The 22,392-nt window shown below is 66.9% G+C and carries 23 protein-coding genes; 2 read left to right on the forward strand and 21 right to left on the reverse strand.

The features are described 5' to 3' along the window. Positions 1 to 39: 39 nt before the first annotated feature. From tsaD to mbp1, 5 genes are all read right to left on the reverse strand, one after another. On the reverse strand, positions 40 to 1,077 hold the full coding sequence (tsaD, locus tag MPARV_RS0106525; RefSeq protein WP_020377668.1) for a tRNA (adenosine(37)-N6)-threonylcarbamoyltransferase complex transferase subunit TsaD: 1,038 nt from the start codon (positions 1,075 to 1,077) through the stop codon (positions 40 to 42). Next, positions 1,074 to 1,592 carry a ribosomal protein S18-alanine N-acetyltransferase gene (rimI, locus tag MPARV_RS0106530; RefSeq protein ID WP_012223982.1) on the reverse strand — a complete coding sequence of 173 codons (519 nt, stop codon included), beginning with the start codon at positions 1,590 to 1,592 and terminating at the stop codon, positions 1,074 to 1,076. The genes tsaD and rimI overlap by 4 nt, the downstream gene beginning before the upstream one ends. Before the next feature lie 156 nt (positions 1,593 to 1,748). Then, positions 1,749 to 1,952 carry a pyridoxamine 5'-phosphate oxidase family protein gene (locus MPARV_RS24610; RefSeq protein ID WP_157789488.1) on the reverse strand — a complete coding sequence of 68 codons (204 nt, stop codon included), beginning with the start codon at positions 1,950 to 1,952 and terminating at the stop codon, positions 1,749 to 1,751. 175 nt (positions 1,953 to 2,127) lie between these two features. After that, on the reverse strand, positions 2,128 to 2,283 hold the full coding sequence (locus MPARV_RS25145; RefSeq protein ID WP_012223981.1) for a DUF6131 family protein: 156 nt from the start codon (positions 2,281 to 2,283) through the stop codon (positions 2,128 to 2,130). 251 nt (positions 2,284 to 2,534) lie between these two features. Further along, positions 2,535 to 2,777: a microaggregate-binding protein 1 gene (gene mbp1 / locus MPARV_RS0106545; protein WP_012223980.1), complete on the reverse strand. Its 243-nt coding sequence runs from the start codon at positions 2,775 to 2,777 to the stop codon at positions 2,535 to 2,537. Between the two features lie 199 nt (positions 2,778 to 2,976). Between mbp1 and MPARV_RS0106550 the strand changes: the two genes are divergently transcribed. Continuing rightward, entirely contained in the window at positions 2,977 to 3,285 is a 309-nt protein-coding gene (locus tag MPARV_RS0106550) for a hypothetical protein (RefSeq protein WP_012223979.1), read from the forward strand. A gap of 38 nt (positions 3,286 to 3,323) precedes the next feature. On the opposite strand, the gene tsaB is transcribed toward MPARV_RS0106550, so the two are convergent. The 13 genes from tsaB to purL all read right to left on the reverse strand — a co-directional run bounded on the left by tsaB (position 3,324) and on the right by purL (position 19,384). Next, on the reverse strand, positions 3,324 to 4,025 hold the full coding sequence (gene tsaB, locus MPARV_RS0106555; protein WP_020377671.1) for a tRNA (adenosine(37)-N6)-threonylcarbamoyltransferase complex dimerization subunit type 1 TsaB: 702 nt from the start codon (positions 4,023 to 4,025) through the stop codon (positions 3,324 to 3,326). Beyond that, positions 4,019 to 4,663 (reverse strand): tRNA (adenosine(37)-N6)-threonylcarbamoyltransferase complex ATPase subunit type 1 TsaE, encoded by a 645-nt coding sequence (gene tsaE / locus MPARV_RS22360; RefSeq protein WP_012223977.1) that lies wholly within the window; start codon positions 4,661 to 4,663, stop codon positions 4,019 to 4,021. Before tsaE ends, tsaB begins: the two co-directional genes overlap by 7 nt. A 4-nt stretch (positions 4,664 to 4,667) precedes the next feature. Then, positions 4,668 to 5,855 carry an alanine racemase gene (gene alr, locus MPARV_RS0106565; RefSeq protein WP_020377672.1) on the reverse strand — a complete coding sequence of 396 codons (1,188 nt, stop codon included), beginning with the start codon at positions 5,853 to 5,855 and terminating at the stop codon, positions 4,668 to 4,670. Continuing rightward, the gene (locus MPARV_RS0106570; RefSeq protein ID WP_157789489.1) at positions 5,852 to 7,294 is read right to left on the reverse strand and encodes an NAD(P)H-hydrate epimerase; all 1,443 of its coding nucleotides are present in this window, start codon (positions 7,292 to 7,294) and stop codon (positions 5,852 to 5,854) included. Before MPARV_RS0106570 ends, alr begins: the two co-directional genes overlap by 4 nt. Before the next feature lie 56 nt (positions 7,295 to 7,350). Beyond that, entirely contained in the window at positions 7,351 to 7,899 is a 549-nt protein-coding gene (locus tag MPARV_RS0106575; RefSeq protein ID WP_012223974.1) for a holo-ACP synthase, read from the reverse strand. 14 nt (positions 7,900 to 7,913) lie between these two features. After that, the gene (locus tag MPARV_RS0106580) at positions 7,914 to 11,393 is read right to left on the reverse strand and encodes an SIS domain-containing protein (protein WP_020377674.1); all 3,480 of its coding nucleotides are present in this window, start codon (positions 11,391 to 11,393) and stop codon (positions 7,914 to 7,916) included. A 216-nt stretch (positions 11,394 to 11,609) separates the two neighbouring features. Then, on the reverse strand, positions 11,610 to 12,989 hold the full coding sequence (gene glmM / locus MPARV_RS0106585) for a phosphoglucosamine mutase (protein ID WP_012223972.1): 1,380 nt from the start codon (positions 12,987 to 12,989) through the stop codon (positions 11,610 to 11,612). 39 nt (positions 12,990 to 13,028) lie between these two features. Continuing rightward, positions 13,029 to 13,520 (reverse strand): 30S ribosomal protein S9, encoded by a 492-nt coding sequence (rpsI, locus tag MPARV_RS0106590; RefSeq protein WP_420886231.1) that lies wholly within the window; start codon positions 13,518 to 13,520, stop codon positions 13,029 to 13,031. After that, positions 13,442 to 13,906 carry a 50S ribosomal protein L13 gene (rplM, locus tag MPARV_RS0106595; protein ID WP_020377676.1) on the reverse strand — a complete coding sequence of 155 codons (465 nt, stop codon included), beginning with the start codon at positions 13,904 to 13,906 and terminating at the stop codon, positions 13,442 to 13,444. The genes rpsI and rplM overlap by 79 nt, the downstream gene beginning before the upstream one ends. Before the next feature lie 124 nt (positions 13,907 to 14,030). Next, positions 14,031 to 15,110, reverse strand: a complete 1,080-nt coding sequence (gene purM, locus MPARV_RS0106600; protein ID WP_020377677.1) for a phosphoribosylformylglycinamidine cyclo-ligase — start codon at positions 15,108 to 15,110, stop codon at positions 14,031 to 14,033. After that, a complete protein-coding gene (purF, locus tag MPARV_RS0106605) occupies positions 15,107 to 16,705 on the reverse strand; it encodes an amidophosphoribosyltransferase (RefSeq protein ID WP_081582115.1) in 1,599 nt (532 codons plus the stop codon). Before purF ends, purM begins: the two co-directional genes overlap by 4 nt. 86 nt (positions 16,706 to 16,791) lie before the next feature. Continuing rightward, on the reverse strand, positions 16,792 to 17,049 hold the full coding sequence (locus MPARV_RS0106610; protein ID WP_020377679.1) for a hypothetical protein: 258 nt from the start codon (positions 17,047 to 17,049) through the stop codon (positions 16,792 to 16,794). A 43-nt stretch (positions 17,050 to 17,092) separates the two neighbouring features. Further along, positions 17,093 to 19,384, reverse strand: coding sequence for a phosphoribosylformylglycinamidine synthase subunit PurL (gene purL, locus MPARV_RS0106615; RefSeq protein ID WP_020377680.1), 2,292 nt, complete (start codon positions 19,382 to 19,384; stop codon positions 17,093 to 17,095). A 220-nt stretch (positions 19,385 to 19,604) separates the two neighbouring features. Here purL and MPARV_RS22365 point away from each other — a divergent pair, with 220 nt between their 5' ends. Further along, positions 19,605 to 20,600 carry a 5'/3'-nucleotidase SurE gene (locus tag MPARV_RS22365; protein WP_020377681.1) on the forward strand — a complete coding sequence of 332 codons (996 nt, stop codon included), beginning with the start codon at positions 19,605 to 19,607 and terminating at the stop codon, positions 20,598 to 20,600. Here the strand turns inward: MPARV_RS22365 and MPARV_RS0106625 are convergent. Genes MPARV_RS0106625 through purS form a run of 3 tightly spaced genes read right to left on the reverse strand, consistent with a single transcriptional unit; the run spans position 20,590 to position 22,389 of the window. After that, positions 20,590 to 21,405 (reverse strand): DUF429 domain-containing protein, encoded by an 816-nt coding sequence (locus tag MPARV_RS0106625; protein WP_020377682.1) that lies wholly within the window; start codon positions 21,403 to 21,405, stop codon positions 20,590 to 20,592. The genes MPARV_RS22365 and MPARV_RS0106625 overlap by 11 nt on opposite strands. 22 nt (positions 21,406 to 21,427) lie before the next feature. Next, positions 21,428 to 22,108 carry a phosphoribosylformylglycinamidine synthase subunit PurQ gene (gene purQ / locus MPARV_RS0106630; RefSeq protein WP_020377683.1) on the reverse strand — a complete coding sequence of 227 codons (681 nt, stop codon included), beginning with the start codon at positions 22,106 to 22,108 and terminating at the stop codon, positions 21,428 to 21,430. Further along, positions 22,108 to 22,389, reverse strand: a complete 282-nt coding sequence (purS, locus tag MPARV_RS0106635; RefSeq protein ID WP_020377684.1) for a phosphoribosylformylglycinamidine synthase subunit PurS — start codon at positions 22,387 to 22,389, stop codon at positions 22,108 to 22,110. Before purS ends, purQ begins: the two co-directional genes overlap by 1 nt. Positions 22,390 to 22,392: the final 3 nt, after the last annotated feature.

Here is a 22,392-nt window from a genome sequence, read left to right on the forward strand (position 1 = left end):
GAGTGCCAGTTCTAGCACTCGATCAGGGCGAGTGCTAGTTCACCCCAGCCGGAGGCCCGGTACCGCCGGCAACTCCAACCCACTCGGCCCATCCGAGGCCAGGCGATACCAACCGGCGGCCGCCACCATGGCCGCATTGTCGGTGCAGTACTCCCTGCCGGGCACCAGGCACTGAAGGCCCGCACGCGCGGCATCGGAGGCGACCCGCTCCCGTAGCGGGGAGTTGGCTGCGACGCCTCCGGCCAGAGCCACCCCGGCCACAGCGTGCTCCGCCGCCGCACGGGCCAACTTAAGCGCGAGCACATCGACGACGGCGGCCTGAAATGACGCCGCCACATCGTCGGTCGCCACCTCACGATGACGACGGACATGATTGATCACCGCCGTTTTGAGCCCGGAGAACGAGAAGTCGAAACCGGAGTTGGCCATGGCCCGGGGGAAATCAATGGCGGTCGGGTCGCCCGAAGTGGCCGCCGCTTCGATCGCCGGCCCGCCCGGGTACCCAAGGCCGAGAAATCGAGCAACCTTGTCAAACGCCTCGCCGGCTGCATCGTCGAGCGTTCCACCGATCAGCAGGTACTCGCCGGGAGCATCAACCAGCACCAACTGGGTATGCCCGCCCGACACCAGCAACACCATCTGAGGCAGCAACACTTCACCATGTTCCAGTTGAGCCGCGTAGAGATGGGCCTCCAGGTGGTTCACCCCCACGAGGGGCAAGCCCCAACCCAGCGCCAGGCCTTTGGCGCCGGACAGACCCACCAACAGCGCGCCGATCAGCCCCGGCCCGTGGGTGACGGCGACCGCGTCGAGGTCGTTGGAGGCGACCCCCGCCTCGACCATGGCCTGGGCCACCACCGGCACCAGCAACTCCAAGTGCGCGCGGCTGGCGATCTCGGGCACGACGCCACCAAACCGAGCGTGCAGATCCACCTGGGAGGACACCACCGAGCTGAGGACATCGGAGCCCCGCGCCACGACGGCGGCCGCGGTCTCGTCACACGAAGTCTCAATCCCAAGGATCAGGCCACGGGTGGGGGTCGTCGGCGACCGATCGGTCTGGTCGTGATCGTTCACGGATCCAGTTTCGCGCGGATGGACTCCAACCTTCGTTTGTACCCTGGCTGCTCCACACCGCGTGCCCAGAGGATCAAGGCGTCCTCGGTTGGCGACGAGTAGTACCGGGGTCGCACTCCCTCAGGGGCAAAACCAAATCGGCGGTAGAGCGCCTGGGCCGGTTGATTCGATACCCGAACCTCCAGGGTGGCGTCCACCACCCCGGCCGCCGAACCGAGGTGCAACAACTCCAGCAGCAGGCGCGTTCCGACAGCGCGACGACGGAACGTAGGATCGACCGCCATGGTGGTCACGTGGCCTTCGTCAGCCACCTGCATCAAGCCACCAAACCCGATCACCTGCGGACCGACCATCGCCACCAGGTAGTGGTGCGAGGTCGGCTGGAGCAGTTCGTTGGCAAACAGTTGGCGACTCCACGGGTGCCCGTTGGTCACCTCCTCGATACGCACCACAGCCGCCAGGTGTCGCCGACGCATCGGCCGGATACGCAGGTGCTCGGCGATGTTCACGCTCACCTGCTCAGGATCGCACGTCCACCGGTCCGCGCCGCGATGTGATTCGTCAAAACAAACCGTGCCGGTTACGACGGCGACCCGCCGTCCACCACTCGATCGTGTTCCCGGCAATCCGCGCTGCCGGCGGCTCGGCATTCCCCGTAAAGAAGGTCTCGCTCATTCCATCTCGCAGTTCGTCGGTGCGACCCATCCCCCATGACGATCAACCAAGAACCACGGGTCGCCTCGTTGGTCAATGTCTTGCAGCGCAACCGGACAAGAGGAGATCGTTCCGTGTTCATCCTGCGTTGCCAACATCGCAACCTGCACACCACTCAACCTGCGTTGCAATTCTTCCACGGTTTCAATTCGATTTGTCATGTGACACTCCTCTTGCCTCGTTATGAGCGAGAGTAGATGTTGACGTTTTTCCATCGATGAGGCTTCGTGACGAATACGTACCATCGGGCAGCGGGCGCGGCAGCGGCCCCTTTCCTTCGTCACGCACGTCACGAGGTCAGGGGCCGCTGCGGCATCGGTGCGGTGGGCATGCCGCCTAGAACCAGTGATTTCTCCCACCGATCGCGTTGCCGGTGGCGCCGAGGATCCAGAAGATCAAACCAACCACCGCCAAAATACCGCCGATGGTGTACAGAATTCCAATGTCAGCCAGTGCGCCGATGATGATGAGAATGACACCAAGAATGATCATGATGTGGGCCCTCCCTCAAGGCCTGAGGCGTCGAGACAACCTGTCTCGCTCGCCCCTTCTCAATACCCGGAACTCGATCGGAGAAACACCCAGGTCAAACTTTTTCCACGCCTTATCCATGCTGCCGTGCGTGGTATCGGACCGATACCGTGGCCTGGGGATGACCCCACGCGAACGAGCCGCCGCTCTTGAAAAGCGGCGGCTCGTGAATTGGTCACATCGACCCTCCCGTAGACGAGGGTACGTGCATGTCAGTCCTGGTTGGACTTTTGCCGTGCTTCGGCTGCTTCGGCCTGTGCGTCGGCCTTTCGGGCCTCGGTCTGCTTCTCGGCAGCGTCACGCTGAGCGTCGGCCTTGTCTTGCTGAGCCTCGCCCTCACGCTTCAGTTCATCGTTGCCGACGACCGAACCGACCGCCTCCTTCGCCTTGCCCTTCACTCCTTCGAAGGCGCCCTTCGCGCCCTTTTCAACTGCGGAATCATCGTGGTCAGCCATGGGAGGCTCCTTTGTCTCGGGGAATTGGGGAGTACCCGTCAGGGCCACCGCTAAACCCGCACTACCAGAATTCGCATCCGGGGAGAACGCTGCTCAAGAACGTTGCCCCGGTTTGGCGGGCGTCGACGAACAAGACGTGACAGCCATCGCCTGGCGGAACCGGCTGAACTGGCCCGTCCATGCGGGATAGGTTCAGGGCATGGCCATGGAAACCCTCTCCGAAGCAATCACCCGGCTGGAACATGCGGGTTACACCGAAAGCGTGGCGGCCCATGACGATGGAAAGTTGCATTGCTCAGGCTGTCGATCCACCTGCGAGCCGGATCACGTGACGATCGACGACGTCGTCCGTTTTGAAGGAGACAGCAACCCCGACGACGAGGCAGTGCTCTTTGCGCTGGACTGCGGCCAACACAAAAGCCTGTACTCAATTGCGTTCGGGCCCGAAACACCACCGAACGACGTCGCTGCGGTTCGAGCACTCAGCAGACGGGCGCGTGACCGCTGAGGACGTCGACACCGGTCGCGTCATCGTCGCAGTGCCAACTACCCCTGGTCGTTGCGCGTGACCCAGTTGATCTCGGCGTCCGGCCTGCGAAGGTAGAGGGGCTCGATTTCGTATTGATCCACAAACTCCTCTCGCATCGCCTGGGGGTGCGCCAACTGCACCAACGATGAGGCCGAAGGCCGAGACAGGGCAGGATCGGCCAATTCCACGTGATCGATGCCACCGAAAACGTTGTCGTAGCGGTGCGCGCCGTCGCCCACCAGCAGTGTGTCGGCTGGATCGGCGGTGAGCTCGGACACGAGTTGCTCCGGGGCACCAATCCGATGCTCTCCTTCACGCTGCACGCCGCCCGGCACCGGCCAGTAGGTCGCCCAGTAGACCTCGCCGCGACGGGCGTCGATGACCGACACGACGCGCTTGTCTCCGTAGCGAAGCGGGAACGCCACCAGGTCGAGGCTGGGAACCCCCAGCATCGGTATGGCCAACGCATGGGCCATGGCCTTTCCGTGCGCAAGCCCCACCCGAAGTCCGGTGAACAGCCCCGGACCCACATCGACAGCAATCGCCGCAAGGTCCTGGGGTCGCCGATCGGCCTGCGCCATAAGAAATTCGATGGTCGGACCAAGCGCTTCAGCATGGCGGCGCCCTCCCAACAGGTGGGTTTCCGCCAGGACTCCGACGTGGTCCACCAGAGCAGCACCCACTCGATCGGTCGCAGTCTCGATGCCCAGGATCAGCATCGGTCGTCACGATCCCGCTCGACGTCAATGTGGCCGACCGCCTCGATCAGTGCGTCAGCCAGGCGCTCTCGGCGCGCCGCACCATGTCCCTCGGTTGCCACCTCGACGACCCTTCGGTTGGCGGAAACCTCATCAGGCACGTGCTGCACGTCGGCAGACGGCGCGACCGGGGGCTCATCGAACGGCACCAACTCCAGCTTTACGATCAGCCGCGTGCACGGCAGCAACGGTTCGATCATCTCGCCCCATTCGATCAAGGTGAGCGCATCGCCATCGAGCATCTCGTCCAGACCAAGCGCCTCGGCCTCATCCAACGATCCCAGGCGGTAGACATCCAGGTGATTTACCACCAGAGCCTGAGTTTGGTCTGATCCCAACCGCACCCCGTGATAATGAGATGCGATGGTGAACGTGGGACTGGTCACCGGCTCCGACACCCCCAGCGCCCGAACCAAACCTTGAGTAAACGTGGTTTTGCCGGCACCGAGGTCGCCGGTGAGCACCACCACGTCGCCCGCCTCAACCCAGCCGGCCAGCGCCGCCGCCACCGCCTGCGTTCCTCCGGCCGACCTGGTGGACAGACGGTGGCGAGATCGGGTCAACCGTTCGTCCTCCGCTGCGGAGTGTCGTGCTGCCACGAGCTCAGGCTAGTGCTGCGTCTTCGAAGGTTCCGAGGTGATGGCGGGGAAGCCGGGCTCCCAGCCGGGTGACGATCTCATAGTTGATCGTGTCGAGAATGCGTGCCCACTCCCCTGGCCCAACCGCTGCGTCACCGCCATGGCTCTCGGCCCGGCCGACCTCGCCCCTGCGCGGCTGGGAGCCAAGGAACACCACCTCGTCACCGACCTCGACCGCTGGGCCGTCGGTGCAGTCCAGCACCAACTGATCCATGGTGACCACACCCACGATGGGGCGACGAAAGCCACCGACCAGCGCCTCACCACCGGCGAGCCCCAGATTGCGTGGCACACCGTCGCCGTAGCCGACCGGCACTGTGGCCAGGGTGCTGGGACGTCCGGTCACGAACCGGTGTCCGTAGTTCACCCCCTGATCGGCCGGGACCCGTTTCACAAAGCTGACGGCGCTGACCATCCGCAAGGCTGGGCGCAGCCGTCGGACCGCATCGTGGTGCTCCAATTGCGGGGATGGTTCCAACCCATACAGCGAGATCCCGCAGCGGACCAGATCGAAGCGGGCATCGGGGCGCGTGATGGCGCCCGCCGAGTTGGCCGCGTGAATCAGGTGCGGCCCGGCCGAGACGGCGTCCAAGGCAGCCAACGCAGCGCGGAATCGGACCAACTGGCGATCCGTGGTCGGATCATCAGGCGCGTCGGCGCAGGCAAAGTGGGTGGCGACGGCAACGGGGTCCACCCCGTCGAGCGTCAACGCCCGCGCGTGGAGATCCACCAGGTCTTCAGGCTCGACCCCAACACGGCGCATGCCGGTGTCCACCATCAAGTGCACTCTGGTGGCCGATGCTGCACCGCAGTGAGCGGCGGCTACAGCCTCCATCTCGCTCGGTGACGTGACCATCAGCTCCAACCGGTACGCAACGGCATCCCGGATCGAATCTGCGGGCTGCGGACCAAGCACCAGGATGGGAGCCGAGATGCCGGCGGTACGCAGTTCGATGCCCTCCTCGACGGTGGCGACGCCCAGCATGACCGCACCCCCGGCCACGGCAGCCCGCGCGACCGGCACCGCTCCATGGCCGTACCCATTTGCCTTCACGACGGCGCACAACCCTGCTCGACCCGCCAACCCGGCCAACACGGTCGCATTTTGAGCGATCGCTGCCAGGTCAACCTCGAGGCGGCTCTGACGCGTCATCGGACCAGGTCGTCCAGGGCCGCACCCACGAGCTTGGGCAGGTCGCCCGCTCGAAACCCGGTCGCCGGACCGCCCATCGCCGCCGTGCCATGGACGTGCGCGGCCACGGCCACCGTGGTCAACGCGTCGCCCTCCCCCAGCGCCAACGCCGCTCCGATGACCCCGGCCAGTACGTCACCGGTGCCGGCGGTGGCCAGGCGCTGGTCGCCGGCACTACTCAGGCGCACCCGACCATCCGGTGCGGCGACCACGGTGGTGGGACCCTTCAGCAACGCGATCGCCCCGGACCGTTCGGCCAGCCTGGCCGCCGCTGCCAACCTGTCGTCCCCGGGCGCCTCGCCCATCAGTGCCTCATATTCACCGTCGTGTGGGGTGAGCACGGTGGTGGCACGTCGATGTGCGCATGCATCGAGCAGCCGGGCTCCACCCGCGCCCAATGCATCAGCGTCCAACACCACCGCAGCGTCGCTCAGCGCCAGCAACCGAACAACTCCGTCGAGTACGTGCGTCCCGCAGCCCAGACCGTTGCCGATCACCAACGCCCCCACCCGCTGCTCGTCGGCGACCGTGTGCGGCCAGCCATCAACACCACCGGTGGCCGCCAACGAACGCACCACCGTCTCCACAGGAAGCGGTGCGCCGGGCAGGTGACCGCCCGCCACATCCCGACCATCGTCGGTGCTGGAACGCGACCCCACAGTCGGTGGGGCGCTGACCAACACGTACCCCGCCCCCGCCCGACCCGCCGCTTCCGCCGTCAGCGCAGCAGCCCCCGTCATTCCCGGAGCGCCGCCGATGATCCACACCGCGCTCATCCACTTGTGGGCGTCAGCCGCCCGGCGGGGCCAGCATCGGCCCACGTCCCCGTTGGTGATCAACGCCCGTGTCAGGTGATCACCCGTGCCAACCTCAGCCTCGACGCTCAGGCCGATGTCCGCCACCTCGACCCGGCCGCAGAACTCCGGCCCGTGGCCCAACAACAGGCCGCTCTTCAGCGCAGCGAAGGTGATGGTCGCCGTTGCGCGCCACGGTGCGCCGCAAAAACCGCCGGTTCGGCCATCGAGGCCGGACGGGATGTCCACTGCCAGCACCGGAACATCGCCCGGCAGGTCCGGGGGCGCGTAGGGCCGACTGAGGCCGGTGCCGAATGCTGCATCGATCACCAGATCAAGTGCCGCATCGGCTGGGATCGAATCGGCGTGGTCACCGATGCTGACCCTTACCCCGCGGCGACGCAGCAGCTCGGCGGCCACCCGCCCGTCAGCGCCGTTGTTGCCCGGCCCTGCGACCACGTGCGCCCGCCGCCCGTACCCACCGCCAAGCAATCCCAGCGCCGAGCGGGCCACAGCGCCCCCGGCCCGCTGCACCAGATCGCCCATCCGCTCAGACGCCGCCGCGTCGACGGCGGCCATCTCGTCGGGGGTGAGTACCGGTTCCACTCCCAGAGTTTGCCACTCCACCCCGGACCGTCAGGGGAAGTGGCGCAATCGATGGCTCAGCCGGCGGCGCTCACGGCGATCACGATGGTTTGGGCCACCGTGGCAGTGTGGGTGGCCGAGACCAACCATCCGCCGATGCCCGCTGCATCGGCCAGTGGAGCCGCAGCTCCGCCGACCCGGAGCTCCGGAGCTCCCGTTGGGCCCCGCACCAGCTCTACATCATGGAATCCCACCGGGCCGATGCCACATCCCAACGCTTTGGCCACCGCCTCCTTTGCCGCAAAGCAAATGCCCAGGTGCCCGATCTCATCCCCGCCGGTTGCAGCATCGACCAACTCGGTCGAGGTGAAACACCGCTCTCGCATCGCGGGGGTCCGCTTGAGCACGGCGTCCAACCGGGGCACATCCACCGAGTCGATCCCCACCGCCACCGCGTTGGACGGCCTGGCTGCCGATGGCCCTTCCCCGTCCGGCAGCCCTCCGCTGAACCGCACATCGGCGGCCAGGTGAAGCCCCGCTTGAGCCTCGGTTGGGTCTGCGACGTCCGCGAAGTTGGGGCGCTCCGGCATCGGACCGTTGGAGGCCAACCAGTGGATCGGGCTCATGGAACCGCGCCCGGCTAGCCCGACGCCGGGGCGCTGCGCCAACGCTCGGCCAGCTCCAGCACCGGCAAGGCCAGGAGGTCGATCACGCGTTGCTCGCCCAGGAGGTCGTCTCGGAAGTGCTCCTCGGTCTCGGTGACCGCGTCGCTCAGCCCCTGATAGCGACGGCGATAGCCCTGCAACACGCTGCGAGCGGTGGAGAATGCCAGCCGATCGGCCAGCTCGACGTGCAACAGCACCAGGCCGGTGGTGATGCCGTCCTTCAGTTGGGGAATGATGATGACGGTTCGCCCATCGGTGCGACCGCGAGTCACCAGCAACTCCTGTTCGCGGGCCACCAGGTGCTTGGTGCCCCGCAAGCGGGGGTCACGTTCCAGGCGGGAGGTCAGTGCAGCGGCGACCCCGCCCTTGTCCAGCACGGTGGCGGTGGGGGCATCGCTGTCGCCGTCGGTCACGTCGTATCGCACAAAACCACGTACATCGAGCACCGCAGGCGACAGGTCGGCCAGCGTTCGCAGGGTGCGGTAGCTGATGCGGTCCCGGTTGGCCCCGGCAGCGAAGAGTTCCTTCACCAGCGGGATCTCCAGCACGGACTCGTCGCTGCGGCTGATGCCGACGGTGACGGTCTTGGCCTGATGCTTGATGGCGTCGATCGGGCGGGTCAGCTCGTCGATGGCGTCGTTCAACGCTGCCGTCAGGTCGTCGACCACCACCGCCGGGGTGCCGATCCTGCCTTGCTCCACCTGGTAGGCGTCCAGCGGCGACGTGCCCAGCGCAAAACGAAATGCCGTTGCAACGCGATGAGCGGTTGAGGCCTCGAGGTGACCGTTCAGCTCACCGGCCCGGAGCGCCGAGAACCAGGTGGCGGCGCTTTGGGCCAGTTCGTCGTTCAGCCGGGTTAACAGCTCACCGGCGTCTGCGCCCTCGGCCAACGCCCCCTCGACCACTACCCGTGCCTCCCGCAAAATGCCCGCCTGTGCATCGATCGCCAGCGCCGCCTCATACCCAAACAGGTGACCGGCCATCGCCGACAGGATGAACGCGAGGCGAGGGTGCGTCTCTGGCACCGAGATCAGGTGCATCGCAGCGGGAAACTCGCTGGCGCCCTCGGTTGCGATGACGATGGGGGCGGCCTCGTGGGCCCGGAAGATGGCTACTTCCTTGCCCACATCGGCAGCGGTGGAGCCCACCAATCCGGCAGCGCAGATCAGGATCAGCGGCTCCGACGATAGGTCGATGTGCTTCTTGTCCTCGGTGGCATCACATGCCATCGACTTGTAACACAGCTCCGACAACTTGATGCGCAGTTCGCGGGCCGAGATGATGTTGGGCCCGTTGCCCACCAACGCCCAATAGCGCCGAGACACGGCGAAGCGCTGGGCGGCCTCGGCGCATTGGGGACGGACCCCGAGGGTGGCCTCCAAGACGACGGGCATCTGCGCCAGCGCAGCCAACACCTGCTGTTCGGCGGGGTCATCGGCGGTGCGGGCGCCTGAAATCTCTGAGGCGATGCCGTACGCAAGCAGCAGTCCGGCTGCGATCTGGGAGTAGAACGCCTTCGTCGAGGCCACCGACATCTCGACGTCGCGGCCGTCTGCGGTGTACAGCACACCATCGGACTTGTCGACCAGATCGCTGTTGCGCCGGTTGACGATGGCCACCACCCTGGCGCCCCGGCCGCGGGCCAGGTCGACGGTGCGGTTGGTATCGGTGGTGGTGCCCGACTGGCTGATCGCCACGATCAGCGTGTCGGACATGTCCGAACGCAGTTGGAACCCGGAAAGCTCGGTGGCGGGCAGCGCTTCCACATCGACGTCGGTGTCGCCAAGCAGGTTGGCGAGCTGAAAGGCCAGGCTCTGACCCGCCACTGCGGCGGTGCCCTGACCGATCACCAACACGCGGTCGATCGTGCCGTCACGGAGCGAGCTGCGGACGTCTTGGGGCAGGGTGGCGGTGGGAAGCCGCACCTCGTGACCGCCGTCCGCGCGCTCCAACAGTTTGCCGCGAAGGGTCTTGGCGAACGATGACGGGGCGTCGCCCAGTTCCTTCAGCAGGAAGTGGGGATGATCACCCCGGTCGATGTCACGAGTGGTGACCTCGGCGGTCACCACGTCGGTCTCACTCAGCGGCAACTCGGTACCGTCGTAACTCCAACGGTTGATCCCCTCAACCTGGCCGGCGGCGGCGGCGTCCAACCGGACGATCTGGCCCCTGGTGGCATTCGCATTGGCGGGATCACTCGGGGTCTCACCGTCCATGCGCACGTAACGGGAGGTCTCTTCCACCACGCCGTAGGGCTCCGAGGCGATGACGAACGCGTCGTCGGCCAGGCCGATGTACAGGGCCTGACCGGATCCACGCAGCGCCAGCATCAGTTCGTCGGGATGCGCCGCGCTGTGGCCGGCGATCGCCACGGAACCCTCCATGGGCGCCACCGCATTGCGGAATGCAACCTCACCGGCGAGCCCCTCGGCCAGACGCCGGCTCCAGAGCACGGGAATGACCTTGGCATCGGTGGTGACTTCGACAGGAAGCTCGAGGGCTTCCGCAGCCGCCAGGTCCGCGTGATTGTCCACATCGCCGTTGAGCACCGCCGTGGTGAACGGGGTGGTCCCGACCGGCGTCGCCCCGGCGCGAAGCTCGGCCACAACAGCAGCCTCCTCGCTGGACTGCGGGTGGGCGTTGGCCTCCGAAATGATGCCGACGGAGGCCCAACGGGTGTGACCGAGCACCATCGTCCAAGCGTCAGGCGACTCCAGCGCAAGACTCAGCAGCTCATCGTTTTGTATTTCCGCGCGAATCGACGCGGTGTTGTCGCCCAGTTCCCCAATCTCAGCAGCAGCCTTGTACACGAAGCTCAACGCACCTTCCGGGGTGCGCACCGCGCCGGAGCCGAAGAGCGGCATCCGCCGGGCCTCCAGAAGCGCCGAAATCTGGGGCGAGTCGAGGTCGAGGCCGTGGCCCGTGACCAACAACTGAATACCTGCCGAATCGCGACCGCGAACCTCCAGCCGGTCGAGCGCCGAGAGTGCCTGGTGCACCGACAGGCCGGCCGCCATCGCACCGGGCGACGGATCCGCGCCCATCAGGTCGACGATGCCGACGGCTGCCCGAAGACGATCCCGGGCGATGGCCCACGACGGGTCCCGCAGGGCGATCAGCCCGGCGTTGATCGCCTCAACCTGATCGGCGGGCACGTCCCCGGCCGCCTCGGCCGCCTCGATGCGATCGGCCAGGGCATTCAGGCGTTCGCAGGTCAGGCGCAACTCGGTGACACGCCGGGGGTCGGCCAACAGCGACGCAGCCCCGTTGAGACCCCGGAGCGATCGGTCAACCTCGGTGGCGGCCGCAGCAGCGGCGCCCAGCGCCTCCCAGCTTGGGGTGGGGCCGTCGCCTGCGAGACGATCGGCGGCGTGGTCCAACTGTGCGACCAGCGGAGCAAGATCGAGGCGATGCACCGCCGCGGGTCGACGCAACAGGGCGATGATTCCACACATCGTGGCAACTCCTTGGGCCGAGAGGGGATCGGCGTGTTTGGTGAGCTTGGTTGACGAAGCCGCCCACGCGGTGGCGGGCCCACCAGACGATCGGTTGCAGGAGTCTCAGTGTAGGACTTGCCGATCAGTCCCGCCTCCCACACCACCGGCCGGGCCTCAACCTCTGCGATCCGGTCTGGTACTCGGCCCTGCCCGCCGGTGGACCGACGCCGCAGGTCAGGCGGCGGCCGCCCGAGCGACCTCGGCTGCGAGTTCGTCGGCAACTTCGGCGGCCAATTCGGCGGTTGGCGCCTCCACCATGACCCGCACCACCGGCTCGGTGCCGGACGGGCGGATCAGCACCCGGCCCTCGTTGCCCAGCCGGGCTTCGGCGCGGTCGACCGCATCACCGATGCGGTCGAGCAGGTCGGGCGGACGCACATCGAGCGACACGTTGCGAAGTTGCTGGGGCAGGCGCACCATGGCGTCGGCGGCCAACTGGTGCAGCGTCTGCCTGCGGTTCGCCATCACCCGCAACAAACGAATTGCGGTGAGCAGGCCGTCGCCGGTGGTGGCAACATCGGCAAAGATCACGTGGCCGGACTGCTCGCCGCCCAGCACCAGCCCCTCTCGGGCCATCGCGTCAACCACGAAGCGGTCACCGACCGGAGTAACCACCACGCCGACGCCGGCGGCCTCCATCGCCTGACGAAAACCCAGGTTTGACATCACCGTGACGGCCACGGCGGAATTGTCCAGCTTCCCGGTGCGTGCCAACTCCAAGGCGCAGACGGCGATGATCTGATCGCCGTCGATGTTGTTGCCGTGTTCGTCGACGGCCAGGCAACGGTCGGCGTCGCCGTCCAGCGCGAAGCCAACGGCGCCGTCGGTGTTCAGCACAGCTTCACGCAACGAACCGAGAGCGGTCGAACCGACACCGTCGTTGATGTTGATGCCGTTGGGCAGGTCGCCGATGACGGTCAGCTCGACACCAAGGCGGCGCAAGGCCCTCGGACCAACAGCCGATCCGGCGCCGTGGGCAGCGTCCAGCACGGCCACCATGCCGTCGAGCGCACCGTCACCACCGCCGGCGCGCACCAACTCGGCCACGTAGTCCTCGGAGACCTGTGGCTCCCACTGAATTCGCCCCACGTCGGCACCGGTCGGCGGCGGGAGTTCCTCGGCGGTCTCGCCGGTGTCGAAGACCCGCACCCCACGCCCGGTGGTGAGGATCGTCATGATCGTGGTCTCGATACGGGTCTGTTCGGCATCGGAGAGTTTCTGCCCGCCGGGGCCAAACACCTTCAGACCGTTGTCAAAGAACGGGTTGTGTGATGCCGACACCATGACGCCGGGACAGCCACGCACCCGCGCCTCACGGGCTACCGCAGGCGTGGGAATCACCTCGAGTTCCATCGCATCGGCCCCCGCCGACGCCACCCCGGCCGACACGGCTGCCGCCAGCATGGCACCCGACTGTCGGGTGTCGACCCCGATGACCACCTCGTCGGCGTCGAACGCGTCGACGACCGCCGAACCCAGAGCGAGGGCGTACGTGGGGGTCAACTCGGTGTTGGCCACCCCCCGCACACCATCAGTGCCGAAGCGCAAACTCATGTCAGCGTCGCCCCACCGGTAACGGGGAGCACGCCCACATCAGCGCTTGGAGTACTGCGGCGCCTTGCGGGCCTTCTTCAGGCCGTACTTCTTGGATTCCTTCTTGCGATCATCGCGGGTCAGGAATCCGGCCTGCTTCAGCGAGTCGCGCAGCTCGGCGTCGAGTGCCACGAGGCCACGAGCGATGCCCAGGCGCATCGCCCCGGCCTGACCGGTGGGGCCGCCACCGTGGATCGTGGCGTCGATGTCGTAATTTTCGCCCATCTCGGTGAGACGAAGCGGCTCTGCGAGCACCATGCGGTGGGTCTCGTTCGGGAAGTACGCCTCCACCGGACGGTTGTTGACCGTGATCTGGCCGGATCCGTGACGGACCCGGACACGGGCGACCGCACGCTTACGTCGGCCGGTTGCTTGAACGAGGGGGTGTCCCATGATGTGCTCCTGTGGAGGGCTCAGCGCGCCCGGGCGTGATCGATGGCCAACGGTTGCGGCTTCTGGGCAGCGTGGGGGTGACCACCCTGGTCCTGGTATTCGGTGGAGGTGTACACCTGCAGCTTGCTGAGCATGCGGCGACCAAGGCTGTTCTTCGGGATCATGCCCCGGACACTGCCGCGCACGGCGTCAGCGGGCTTCTTCTCCAGCATCTCGGCGTAGGTGGTGGAGCTGATGCCACCGGGATAGCCGGAGTGGCGGTACATCTGCTTGCGCTCGGCCTTGTTGGCCGTGAGCACAACCTTGTCGGCGTTGATGATGATCACGTGATCACCGACGTCGGCGTTGGGAGCGAACGTGGGCTTGTGCTTGCCACGCAGGATCGTGGCGACCTCGGTGGCCATGCGACCGAGGACCAGGCCGTCGGCGTCGACGACGTGCCAGGCACGCTCGATGTCGGCTTCGTTGGGGGCGTAAGTGCGCACCGGTGATTCCTTTACGGATGGAGAACGGTGTTGAAGAGCGGGGGCGACGCAGGAGAAGCGTCGGACGCCGCGAGGGCGACTCGCCATGGTAGACGCATATCGACGGTTTCCACCAACCCCGAGCTCAGATGTCGGAGGTGAAGTGCACCTGCGGAGTTCCCACGGCCCGTGCGACCTCCCCGATGACCGCGCCCGCGGTGTCGACGCTTCGAGCCGCAGCGATGACCAGGTCGGGGTTGGGTGTAGCCACCACCATGCCGATACCCAGGTTGAACACGCGACGCAGTTCGTCCTCGGCCACGTTGCCTCGACGGGCGATCTCGGAGACGATCGGCGGGCGTTCCCAGGTTGTGGGGTCCAGGCGGGCCTCGGTGCCCTCAGGCATGGCCCGCGGCAGGTTTCCCACCAACCCGCCCCCGGTGATGTGTGCGATCGAGTGCACCGGCGCCTCGGCCAACATGGCCATGATCGCCGGGGCGTAGATCACCGACGGGCACAGCAACTCGTCGGCCACGCTGGGCCCAACGGGTGCATCGGCGTAGGCGGCTGCGGCCAGCGAACCCGCAGGATCGTCGGGGTCGATCAGCACGGCCCTGGCCAGGGAGAAGCCGTTGCTGCGCAGCCCGGGCGACGCCAGGCCCACCAACGCGTCGCCGGGGGCCACGGCATCGCCCGTGATCAACCGGTCACGCTCCACGACACCGACCGCGAACCCGGCCACGTCGAGCGCGTCGGGGTCCATGGTGCCCGGGTGTTCGGCCATCTCGCCGCCAACCAGCGCACACCCGGCGGTCTCGCAACCTTCCACCAGGCCGGACATCAGTATCTCCACCCGGTCGGGATCCAGGCGACCGACGGCCAGGTAATCGAGAAAAAACAACGGCTTGGCGCCGGAACACACCAGATCGTCCACCACCATGGCCACCAGATCGAGCCCGACGGTGTTCCACCGGTCGGCCAAGCGGGCAACCTCCAACTTGGTGCCCACCCCATCGGTGGAGCTGACCAGCACCGGCCGTGCGTACCCGGCCGGTAGTTCGAACAGACCACCAAACCCACCGATGTCGGCGATCACACCCGGCGTGTGCGTGCGGCGCAGCATGGGAAGAATGCGCCGAACCGCCTCGTCGCCGGCATCGAGGGAGACCCCTGCGTCGACGTACGTCGCCCCAGTTCCGACCGCTTCGCGCGCGGGGTTGGTCACGACCCGACGCCGACCGGGCTTACCACGACGTCGTCGTAGAGGGTCGGCTGAGAGGTCACCGGGGTCGGTGCCTGCTCCAGCACATGCTTCCCCAGGTTGACGGGTATCTCCACCGGATAGTGGCCGGTGAGGCATGCGGCGCAGAACTGGTCGGCCGGATCAAGATCGGTACCGGGCGTGGGGCCGACCGCGGCGAGCAGTTTGTCCAACTCCAGGTACACCAGGCTGTCAACCCCCAGGTACTCCTCGATCTCGGGCACGGTCATGTTGGCGGCCAACAGGGTCTCACGGGCGCCGGTGTCCATGCCGTAGTAGCACGGCCAGCGATACGGCGGGGACGAGACCCTCATATGCACCTCCGCGGCACCGGCGTCAAAGAGCATTGCCACCATCGCCTTGGTGGTCGTACCCCGCACAATCGAGTCGTCGACCACCACCAGACGTTGACCCTCGATGGTGTCGCGCAACGGGTTGAGCTTCATGCGCACTCCGAGGGCGCGCACCTCCTGCGTCGGGGCGATGAAGGTACGGCCGATGTAGCGGTTCTTCACGAGCCCCTGACCAAACGGAATACCGCTGGCCCGGGCATAACCCTCGGCCGCCGGGATGCCGGACTCCGGCACGCCCATGACCATGTCGGCCTCCACCGGCTGCTGGGTGGACAGCACCTCCCCCATGCGGACCCGGGCCTGGTGCACCCCTCGGCCACCAAGGAACGTGTCGGGACGGGCGAAGTACACAAACTCAAACAGGCACAGCGTGGGGTTGATGCGGTCCTCAGCAAAGGGAAAGTGGCTCTGCGGCCCGTCATCATCGATAACGACCACCTCGCCAGGCGCAATCTCCCGCACCAGCGTGGCGCCCACCACGTCCAGCGCCGCGGTCTCCGAGGCCAAGACCCAGTCGTCGCCCAGCGAACCCAGCACGAGCGGGCGGAAGCCGTTGGGATCGCGCACGCCGATCACCCGGTCGTTGTCCATCAGCACCAGCGAGAACGCCCCCTCCATACGGGGGGCCACCGCGCACACAGCCTCCACCAGCAATTCGTCGTCGGAAACACCCCGATTGCGTTGGACCTCGATATCGCCTGCCAACAGTTCGGCCATGAGGTCGGTGTCCGACGAAATGGTGCCCGGCAACGTGGCGGTTTCGGCGGCCAGGGCGGCCGTATTGGTCAGGTTGCCGTTATGCCCCAACGCAAAGTTGAGGTCGCCGGTGGAGCGGTACACCGGCTGGGCGTTCCACCACTCGCTGGACCCTGTCGTGGAATAGCGGGTGTGGCCGATGGCCAACTCGCCATCGAGCGCCGCCAGCGTTCGATCATCAAAGACATGCGAGACCAGCCCCATGTCCTTCGTGACCGTGAGGTGCTCACGGTCGCTGACCGCCATGCCGGCGGACTCCTGACCCCGATGCTGCAACGCATAGAGACCCAGGTAGGTCAGGTGCGCAACGGCACGACCGGGCGCCCGCACCGCAAAGACGCCACAGGCCTCCTTGGGCCGATCCGCGTCAGGGTCGATCACCTCGGTCGGCGCGTCGCAGACGCCCGTCCCGGGTCCATGGATAAGGGCCAAATCGTCCGGGGGAGACATTTCAATCAGTGTGTCATGGAAGCGCGGTCAACACCATGTTCTGTCCGACATCGGGGCCAACCGCAGATCTTCTGACGAGCCGCTGTTCACGAGCCGGGTGTGGCGGTGATCACGCGTGGTGCGTCAGGACTCGGAGGAGCGACGCCCGGATCGGCGATGGCGAGACACAGAATGATGAGGGATGGAATCAGGATCATCGCCAAAAAGATGAGCGGAGTGAGATCCCGCATCGACCTTCGGGGGTTGAAGGATCGCTTCGAGCCACCGCCACCATGGCTGTCCAGGTCCGACGAGCGTTCTTCGCCGCCCGGCCCGTGGGGGGCATTCAGGTTGGGCGTGGTCATGGCTGATCCTTCGACGCAGCACCGGAGCCAAAACAGTTTTGGTTCACTCCGCCAGATTGCCGGAGGCAAGCGCCCCAGGCAACCGGCTGCGCCAGTTGCCCTGCAGCACGTCGACTTCAACGGTCACCGTGGCACCAAGTCGCAGGTTGAACCCTCCGGCTTCGCCGGCAACAACCGTTGAAATTCCAACGGATTCGGCTCGACCAAGTACCTGACCAAGATGCTCGGTGTCGACCGTCACCACCATGCGGCCGGCCGCCTCCCCAAACCATCCACTGACGGTGTCAGCCAAGGAGGAATCCGAGTCGGCATCGACTTCCAGGCCGATCCCCCCGGCCAAAGCCATCTCGGCCAGTGCCAACGCAAGCCCCCCCTCGGACACGTCGTGTGTTGCCGTCACCAACCCCTCGGCCACGAGCGAACGAACCAGGTCGGCCAAGACACGGACCATCGCCAGGTTGGGTTCGGGCACCCGACCGCCCTTGAGGCCCTGATCCCACGCCCAGCGAGAACCGGCCAGACCGTCCACGAACGAACCCAGCACCACGACGGTGTCGCCGTCGCTCAGCGCCATTCCCGGCGGCACCGCCGAGAGATCGTCGATCATGCCCAGCGTGGTCACCACCGGAGTGGGGTCGATGTCACGGCCGCCGGAGCTGTTGTACAGGCTCACGTTGCCACCCACCACCGGCAGGTCCATCACCCGACATGCCTCCGACATGCCGTCGATCGCGCCCGACAGCTGCCACATCACCTCGGGATGCTCAGGGTTGCCGAAGTTCAGGCAGTTCACCAGCGCCAGCGGTCGGGCCCCGACCGCAGCAAGGTTCAGCACCGACTCGCACACCACCATGGCGGCGCCCCGCTCCGGGTCACTGGCACACCAGCGGTGGTTGCCATCGGCACTGAGGCCCAGGCCACGACCGGTGTCGGCCCCGCTGCGCGGGTCTCGCAGGCGCAGCACCGTGGCGTCACCACCCGGGCCCACCACGGTGTTGAGGTAGAGCTGGTGGTCGTACTGGCTGTACACCCACGACGTGTCCATCATCATCGCCAGCAGCGCATCGCTCTGGTCACCGGTGGCGTCCGAGCCTCCCGAAGGTGTACCGCCGGGCTCCCGTGTCCAGCGAGCTTCCAGATCGTCCGGCGGCGCCAGCGGACGACGATACAGCGGCGCATCCTCGTGCAGCGTTGCTGCAGGCACCTCGGCCAGCAACTCGCCGCCCTCCTCGTCGAACACCCGAAGCAACCCGCCGGTGGTCACCGTGCCGATGGCCGAGGCCCGCACCTCCCAAGCATCGGTGATCGTCAAAACCTCGTCCAAGTGAACTGGTTCGACGATCGCCAGCATCCGCTCCTGGCTCTCCGAGGTGAGCACCTCCACAGCACTCATGTTGGGCTCTCGTTGGGGAATGGCGGAGACGTCGACGTCCATCCCCATGCCCGCGTTGGACGCCGTCTCCGAGGTGGCACACGTCAGGCCGGCACCACCCAGATCTTGAATCCCCACCACCAGACCGGCGTCCAGCAACGCCAGCGTGGCCTCGATCAGGCGCTTCTCCTCGAATGGATCCCCCACCTGCACGCTGGGGCGCTTCTCCTCATCACCCTCGGCAAACTCCGCTGACGCCAGCACGCTCACACCGCCGATGCCGTCTCGCCCGGTGGAGTTGCCCAGCAGCACCGCCAGGTTGCCCTCGCCCGACGCCTTGGCCAGCACGAGCCGCTCGGTTGGCAGGATGCCAAGACAGAACACGTTGACCAACGGGTTCTCGGCGTAGGTTTCGTCGAACACCACTTCGCCGCCGACGGTGGGGATGCCCACCGAGTTGCCGTATCCCGACACACCCGAGACGACCCCCTCGGCGATCCAGCGACTGCGGGCATCGTCGAGCGGACCAAACCGCAGCGGGTCCATCAGGGCGATCGGTCGGGCGCCCATGGTGAAAATGTCCCGCACGATGCCGCCGATGCCGGTGGCCGCACCCTGGTAGGGCTCGATGGCCGACGGGTGGTTGTGGCTCTCGATGCGCAGGGCAACAGCGATGCCGTCACCCACGTCGATGACCCCGGCGTTCTCTCCCGGGCCCACCAGCACCCACGGGGCCTCGGTGGGAAACCGGCGGAGATGTATCCGAGAGCTCTTGTAGGAGCAGTGTTCGGACCACATCACCGAGTACATCGCCAGCTCGAGGTCGTTGGGCCCGCGGCCCAGCAGTTCGCCGATCTGGGCGAACTCCTCGTCGGTCAGGCCAAGCGCCTGATGGAGGGGGGGACCGGATGCAACGCCATCTGATTCGACGTCGGATGCGGCCTGAGGGGAGGGGTCGCTCACCTGGCCAGCCTACCGGGGATCACGCAGGACCAACCGGGGTGGAACGACTCGTCCGCCCGGTCGCCCCCGCCACCCACCTCGCCAAAACGGCAGAGGTGGCCGGAACCCCGTCGATTGGAGCGCCGCGTGGACCGCCATGCCGCTAACATTCCCCCAGTCCACCGCAGAGGCCGGCGACATGAGCCCGCCATCGATGCCGGGCCGAAGAAGGGGAGCACACATGAATCCGACCACCCAGACAGGCGGCGCTCGACCGTCGATCCAACGGGCGGCCGCCGCGGTGGGGGCGGCGCTGCTCACGCTGCTCGCAGTCGCCGCACTCGGCACCCCCAAAGCGGGCGCCGAGACCGGCACCGATCCGTTGGTGATCCTGGTGAGCAATGACGACGGTATCGGCGCCGACGGCATCGATGCACTGGTGGAGGCGCTGCGCACACGACCCGATCTCACCCTGATCGTGTCGGCACCCAAGGAGAACCAGAGCGGCAAGGGCGACTCGACCACGCCCGACGCCCCGGCTGCGCCAGGCACGACCAAGAGCGGGTTTGCCGGCACGGCGGTCGACGGAACACCGGCCGATTCCGTCCAGCACGCCTTGGACAACCCCGGCACCGAGGGTGCACCCGACCTGGTGATGACCGGCACCAACGAGGGTCAGAACATCGGCTTCCTCGCCCCGCTCTCCGGCACGGTCGGCGCCGCCCAGACCGGCGCCCGGGCGGGTATCCCGGCTCTCGCCGTGTCCCAAGGCTTTAGCGACAACCCCGACTATCCCGTGTCGGTAGGAGCTGCCATGGACTGGCTTGACGTGCATGAGGCAGCGCTGCGCGACGGCTCCGAGCCGGTGCAGGTGTCCAGCATCAACGCCCCAACCTGCACCGAGGGAACCAACCGGGGGGTCGTCAACGTGGCCTGGGACGGCGCCGCTGGCACCGACGTCACCACCCAGGACTGCACCTCCACGCTGGCGAACCCCGCGAGCGACGTCGAGGCATTCAACAACGGCTACATCTCGCTGAGCATCCTGCCCAACGACTTCCCCGAAGCCGAAGAGCCAGCCGCCACAGCCGCACCCTCCTCAGCAAACGATGCGCCGTCCTCAGCAAACGATGCACCGTCCTCGACAGACAACGCACCGGCCTCGACAAGCAACGGCCCGGCCTCGACAAGCAACGGCCCGGCGGCCGCACCCCTCAAGCCGGCCTTCACCGGCTGAGCCGACCCCGAGAATCCGTGTGCTCCAACATGGATGGGGCAACCGCACACGTGTGAATCCAACCCTCACGTCGGGCGACGGGGAGATCGGCCGACGGTGGCGGGGTACCGCGGCCGGTGATGACCGCCCGGGCGATCAGGGCGCACACAAGCGCGTCGAGCCGGTCATCTGAGCCCGTCAGTGCCTGCCGAACATCGTCGGTAAGCCGCAGCGAGCGCAGTGCATCGGCCAACCGGTTCACCAGATCCGCCCGGATACTGGCGCCGTCGGCACCCTTGTAGCCGCGTGATGGCCAACCCCACGCCGCCAACGCACCGGCCGGATAGGCCTCGGCAACCACGCCGCCGACGCCCGACCGGTCGACCCTGAGCCCCTCCTGGAGCAGGCGTTGTTGCAGCGCTGCGGAGCGGAGCGCCGGCACACCGATCAAGTCGGTCGACACCGACAGCGGCCAGCGCCCACCGGCCGACGACTCCACAAAACGACGGTCGGTCAGCCGGTAGCGCATCAACCGTCTTGCATCCGGGCCTGCTTCGATCACCCCGGTCGCGGCGCCACCTTCAACGCTCGCCGCGTCGTTGGCCGGCATCGGGTCGACGTGGTGACGACCGATGGCCCCAACGAAGGCGTCGGGCCAACCAAGTGGAACGTCCCAGCCGCTCAGCTTCGCCCGGTGAGCGAGTTCGACGATGGCGTCGTCGTCAACGGCACCGTTGGACAACGTCACCTCACCGTTCGACCAGTCGATCGAGCACAGCGCTGTGCGTTTGGGATCGGCGGCAAAGTCGACGCCCCCGGTGATCACCTGTGCGACCCGAGACGACCGCTCAGGCCAACACCGGCTCGGACGCCGATTCGACCAGCGCCTCCATCATCGCCCGACCATCGGTCGAGCCCAGAAGTTCGTGGGCGGCCCGCTCGGGGTGGGGCATCAGGCCGACCACGTTGCGGGCCTCGTTACAGACGCCTGCGATGTCGTCCATGGAGCCGTTGGGGTTGTTGACGTAGCGAAACACGATGCGGTCCTGGGCCCTCAGCGTGGCGAGCGTGACTGCGTCGACCGTGTAGTTGCCCTCAAAGTGGTTGACCGGGATCGACAGGTGGCGACCCACCTCCAGGCCCCTCGTGAGCGGCGTGTCTCCTGCTGCGACCGAGAGCACGCTGGGGCCACACACAAACTTCAGCTGAGCGTTCTTCTGGAGCGCGCCGGGCAGCAGACCCGCCTCACACAGCACCTGAAAACCATTGCAGATGCCCACCACCGGACGTCCGGCCCGGGCCATGGCGGTGACGGCCGACATGATCGGTGAGAACCGGGCGATGGCGCCGGGCCGCAGGTAGTCACCATGGGCGAACCCTCCGGGCAGCACCACCGCGTCAACTCCTTCAAGTGACTCCTCCGCGTGGAATACCAGCCGGGGCTCGGCACCCACGTCGGCGAGCACCTCGGCGGCGTCGAACTCGCAGTTGGTGCCTGGGAAGCGGATGACCGCCACGACCGGGGCCATCAGGCCACGCCTGCCGCAGCGACCGTGCCCTGCGACCGGGTGAGGCGAACCTCGGCCTCCTCGATCACCGGGTTGGTGAGGAACTTGTTGCACAGATCCTCAACCTCGGCGCGTGCGGCGGCCTCGTCGGCGGCCTCAAGCGTGAAGCGAACGGTCTTACCGACCCCCACGCCGCTGATGCCGTCGAAACCGAGGGCCCCGCACGATCGCTCGATGGTGGCGCCCTCAGGATCGGAGATTCCGGTACGGAGGCTGATATCAACGACGACGTCGAAGGTCATGGC

It is taken from the genome of Candidatus Microthrix parvicella Bio17-1 (assembly GCF_000299415.1).
Taxonomy (GTDB): domain Bacteria; phylum Actinomycetota; class Acidimicrobiia; order Acidimicrobiales; family Microtrichaceae; genus Microthrix; species Microthrix parvicella.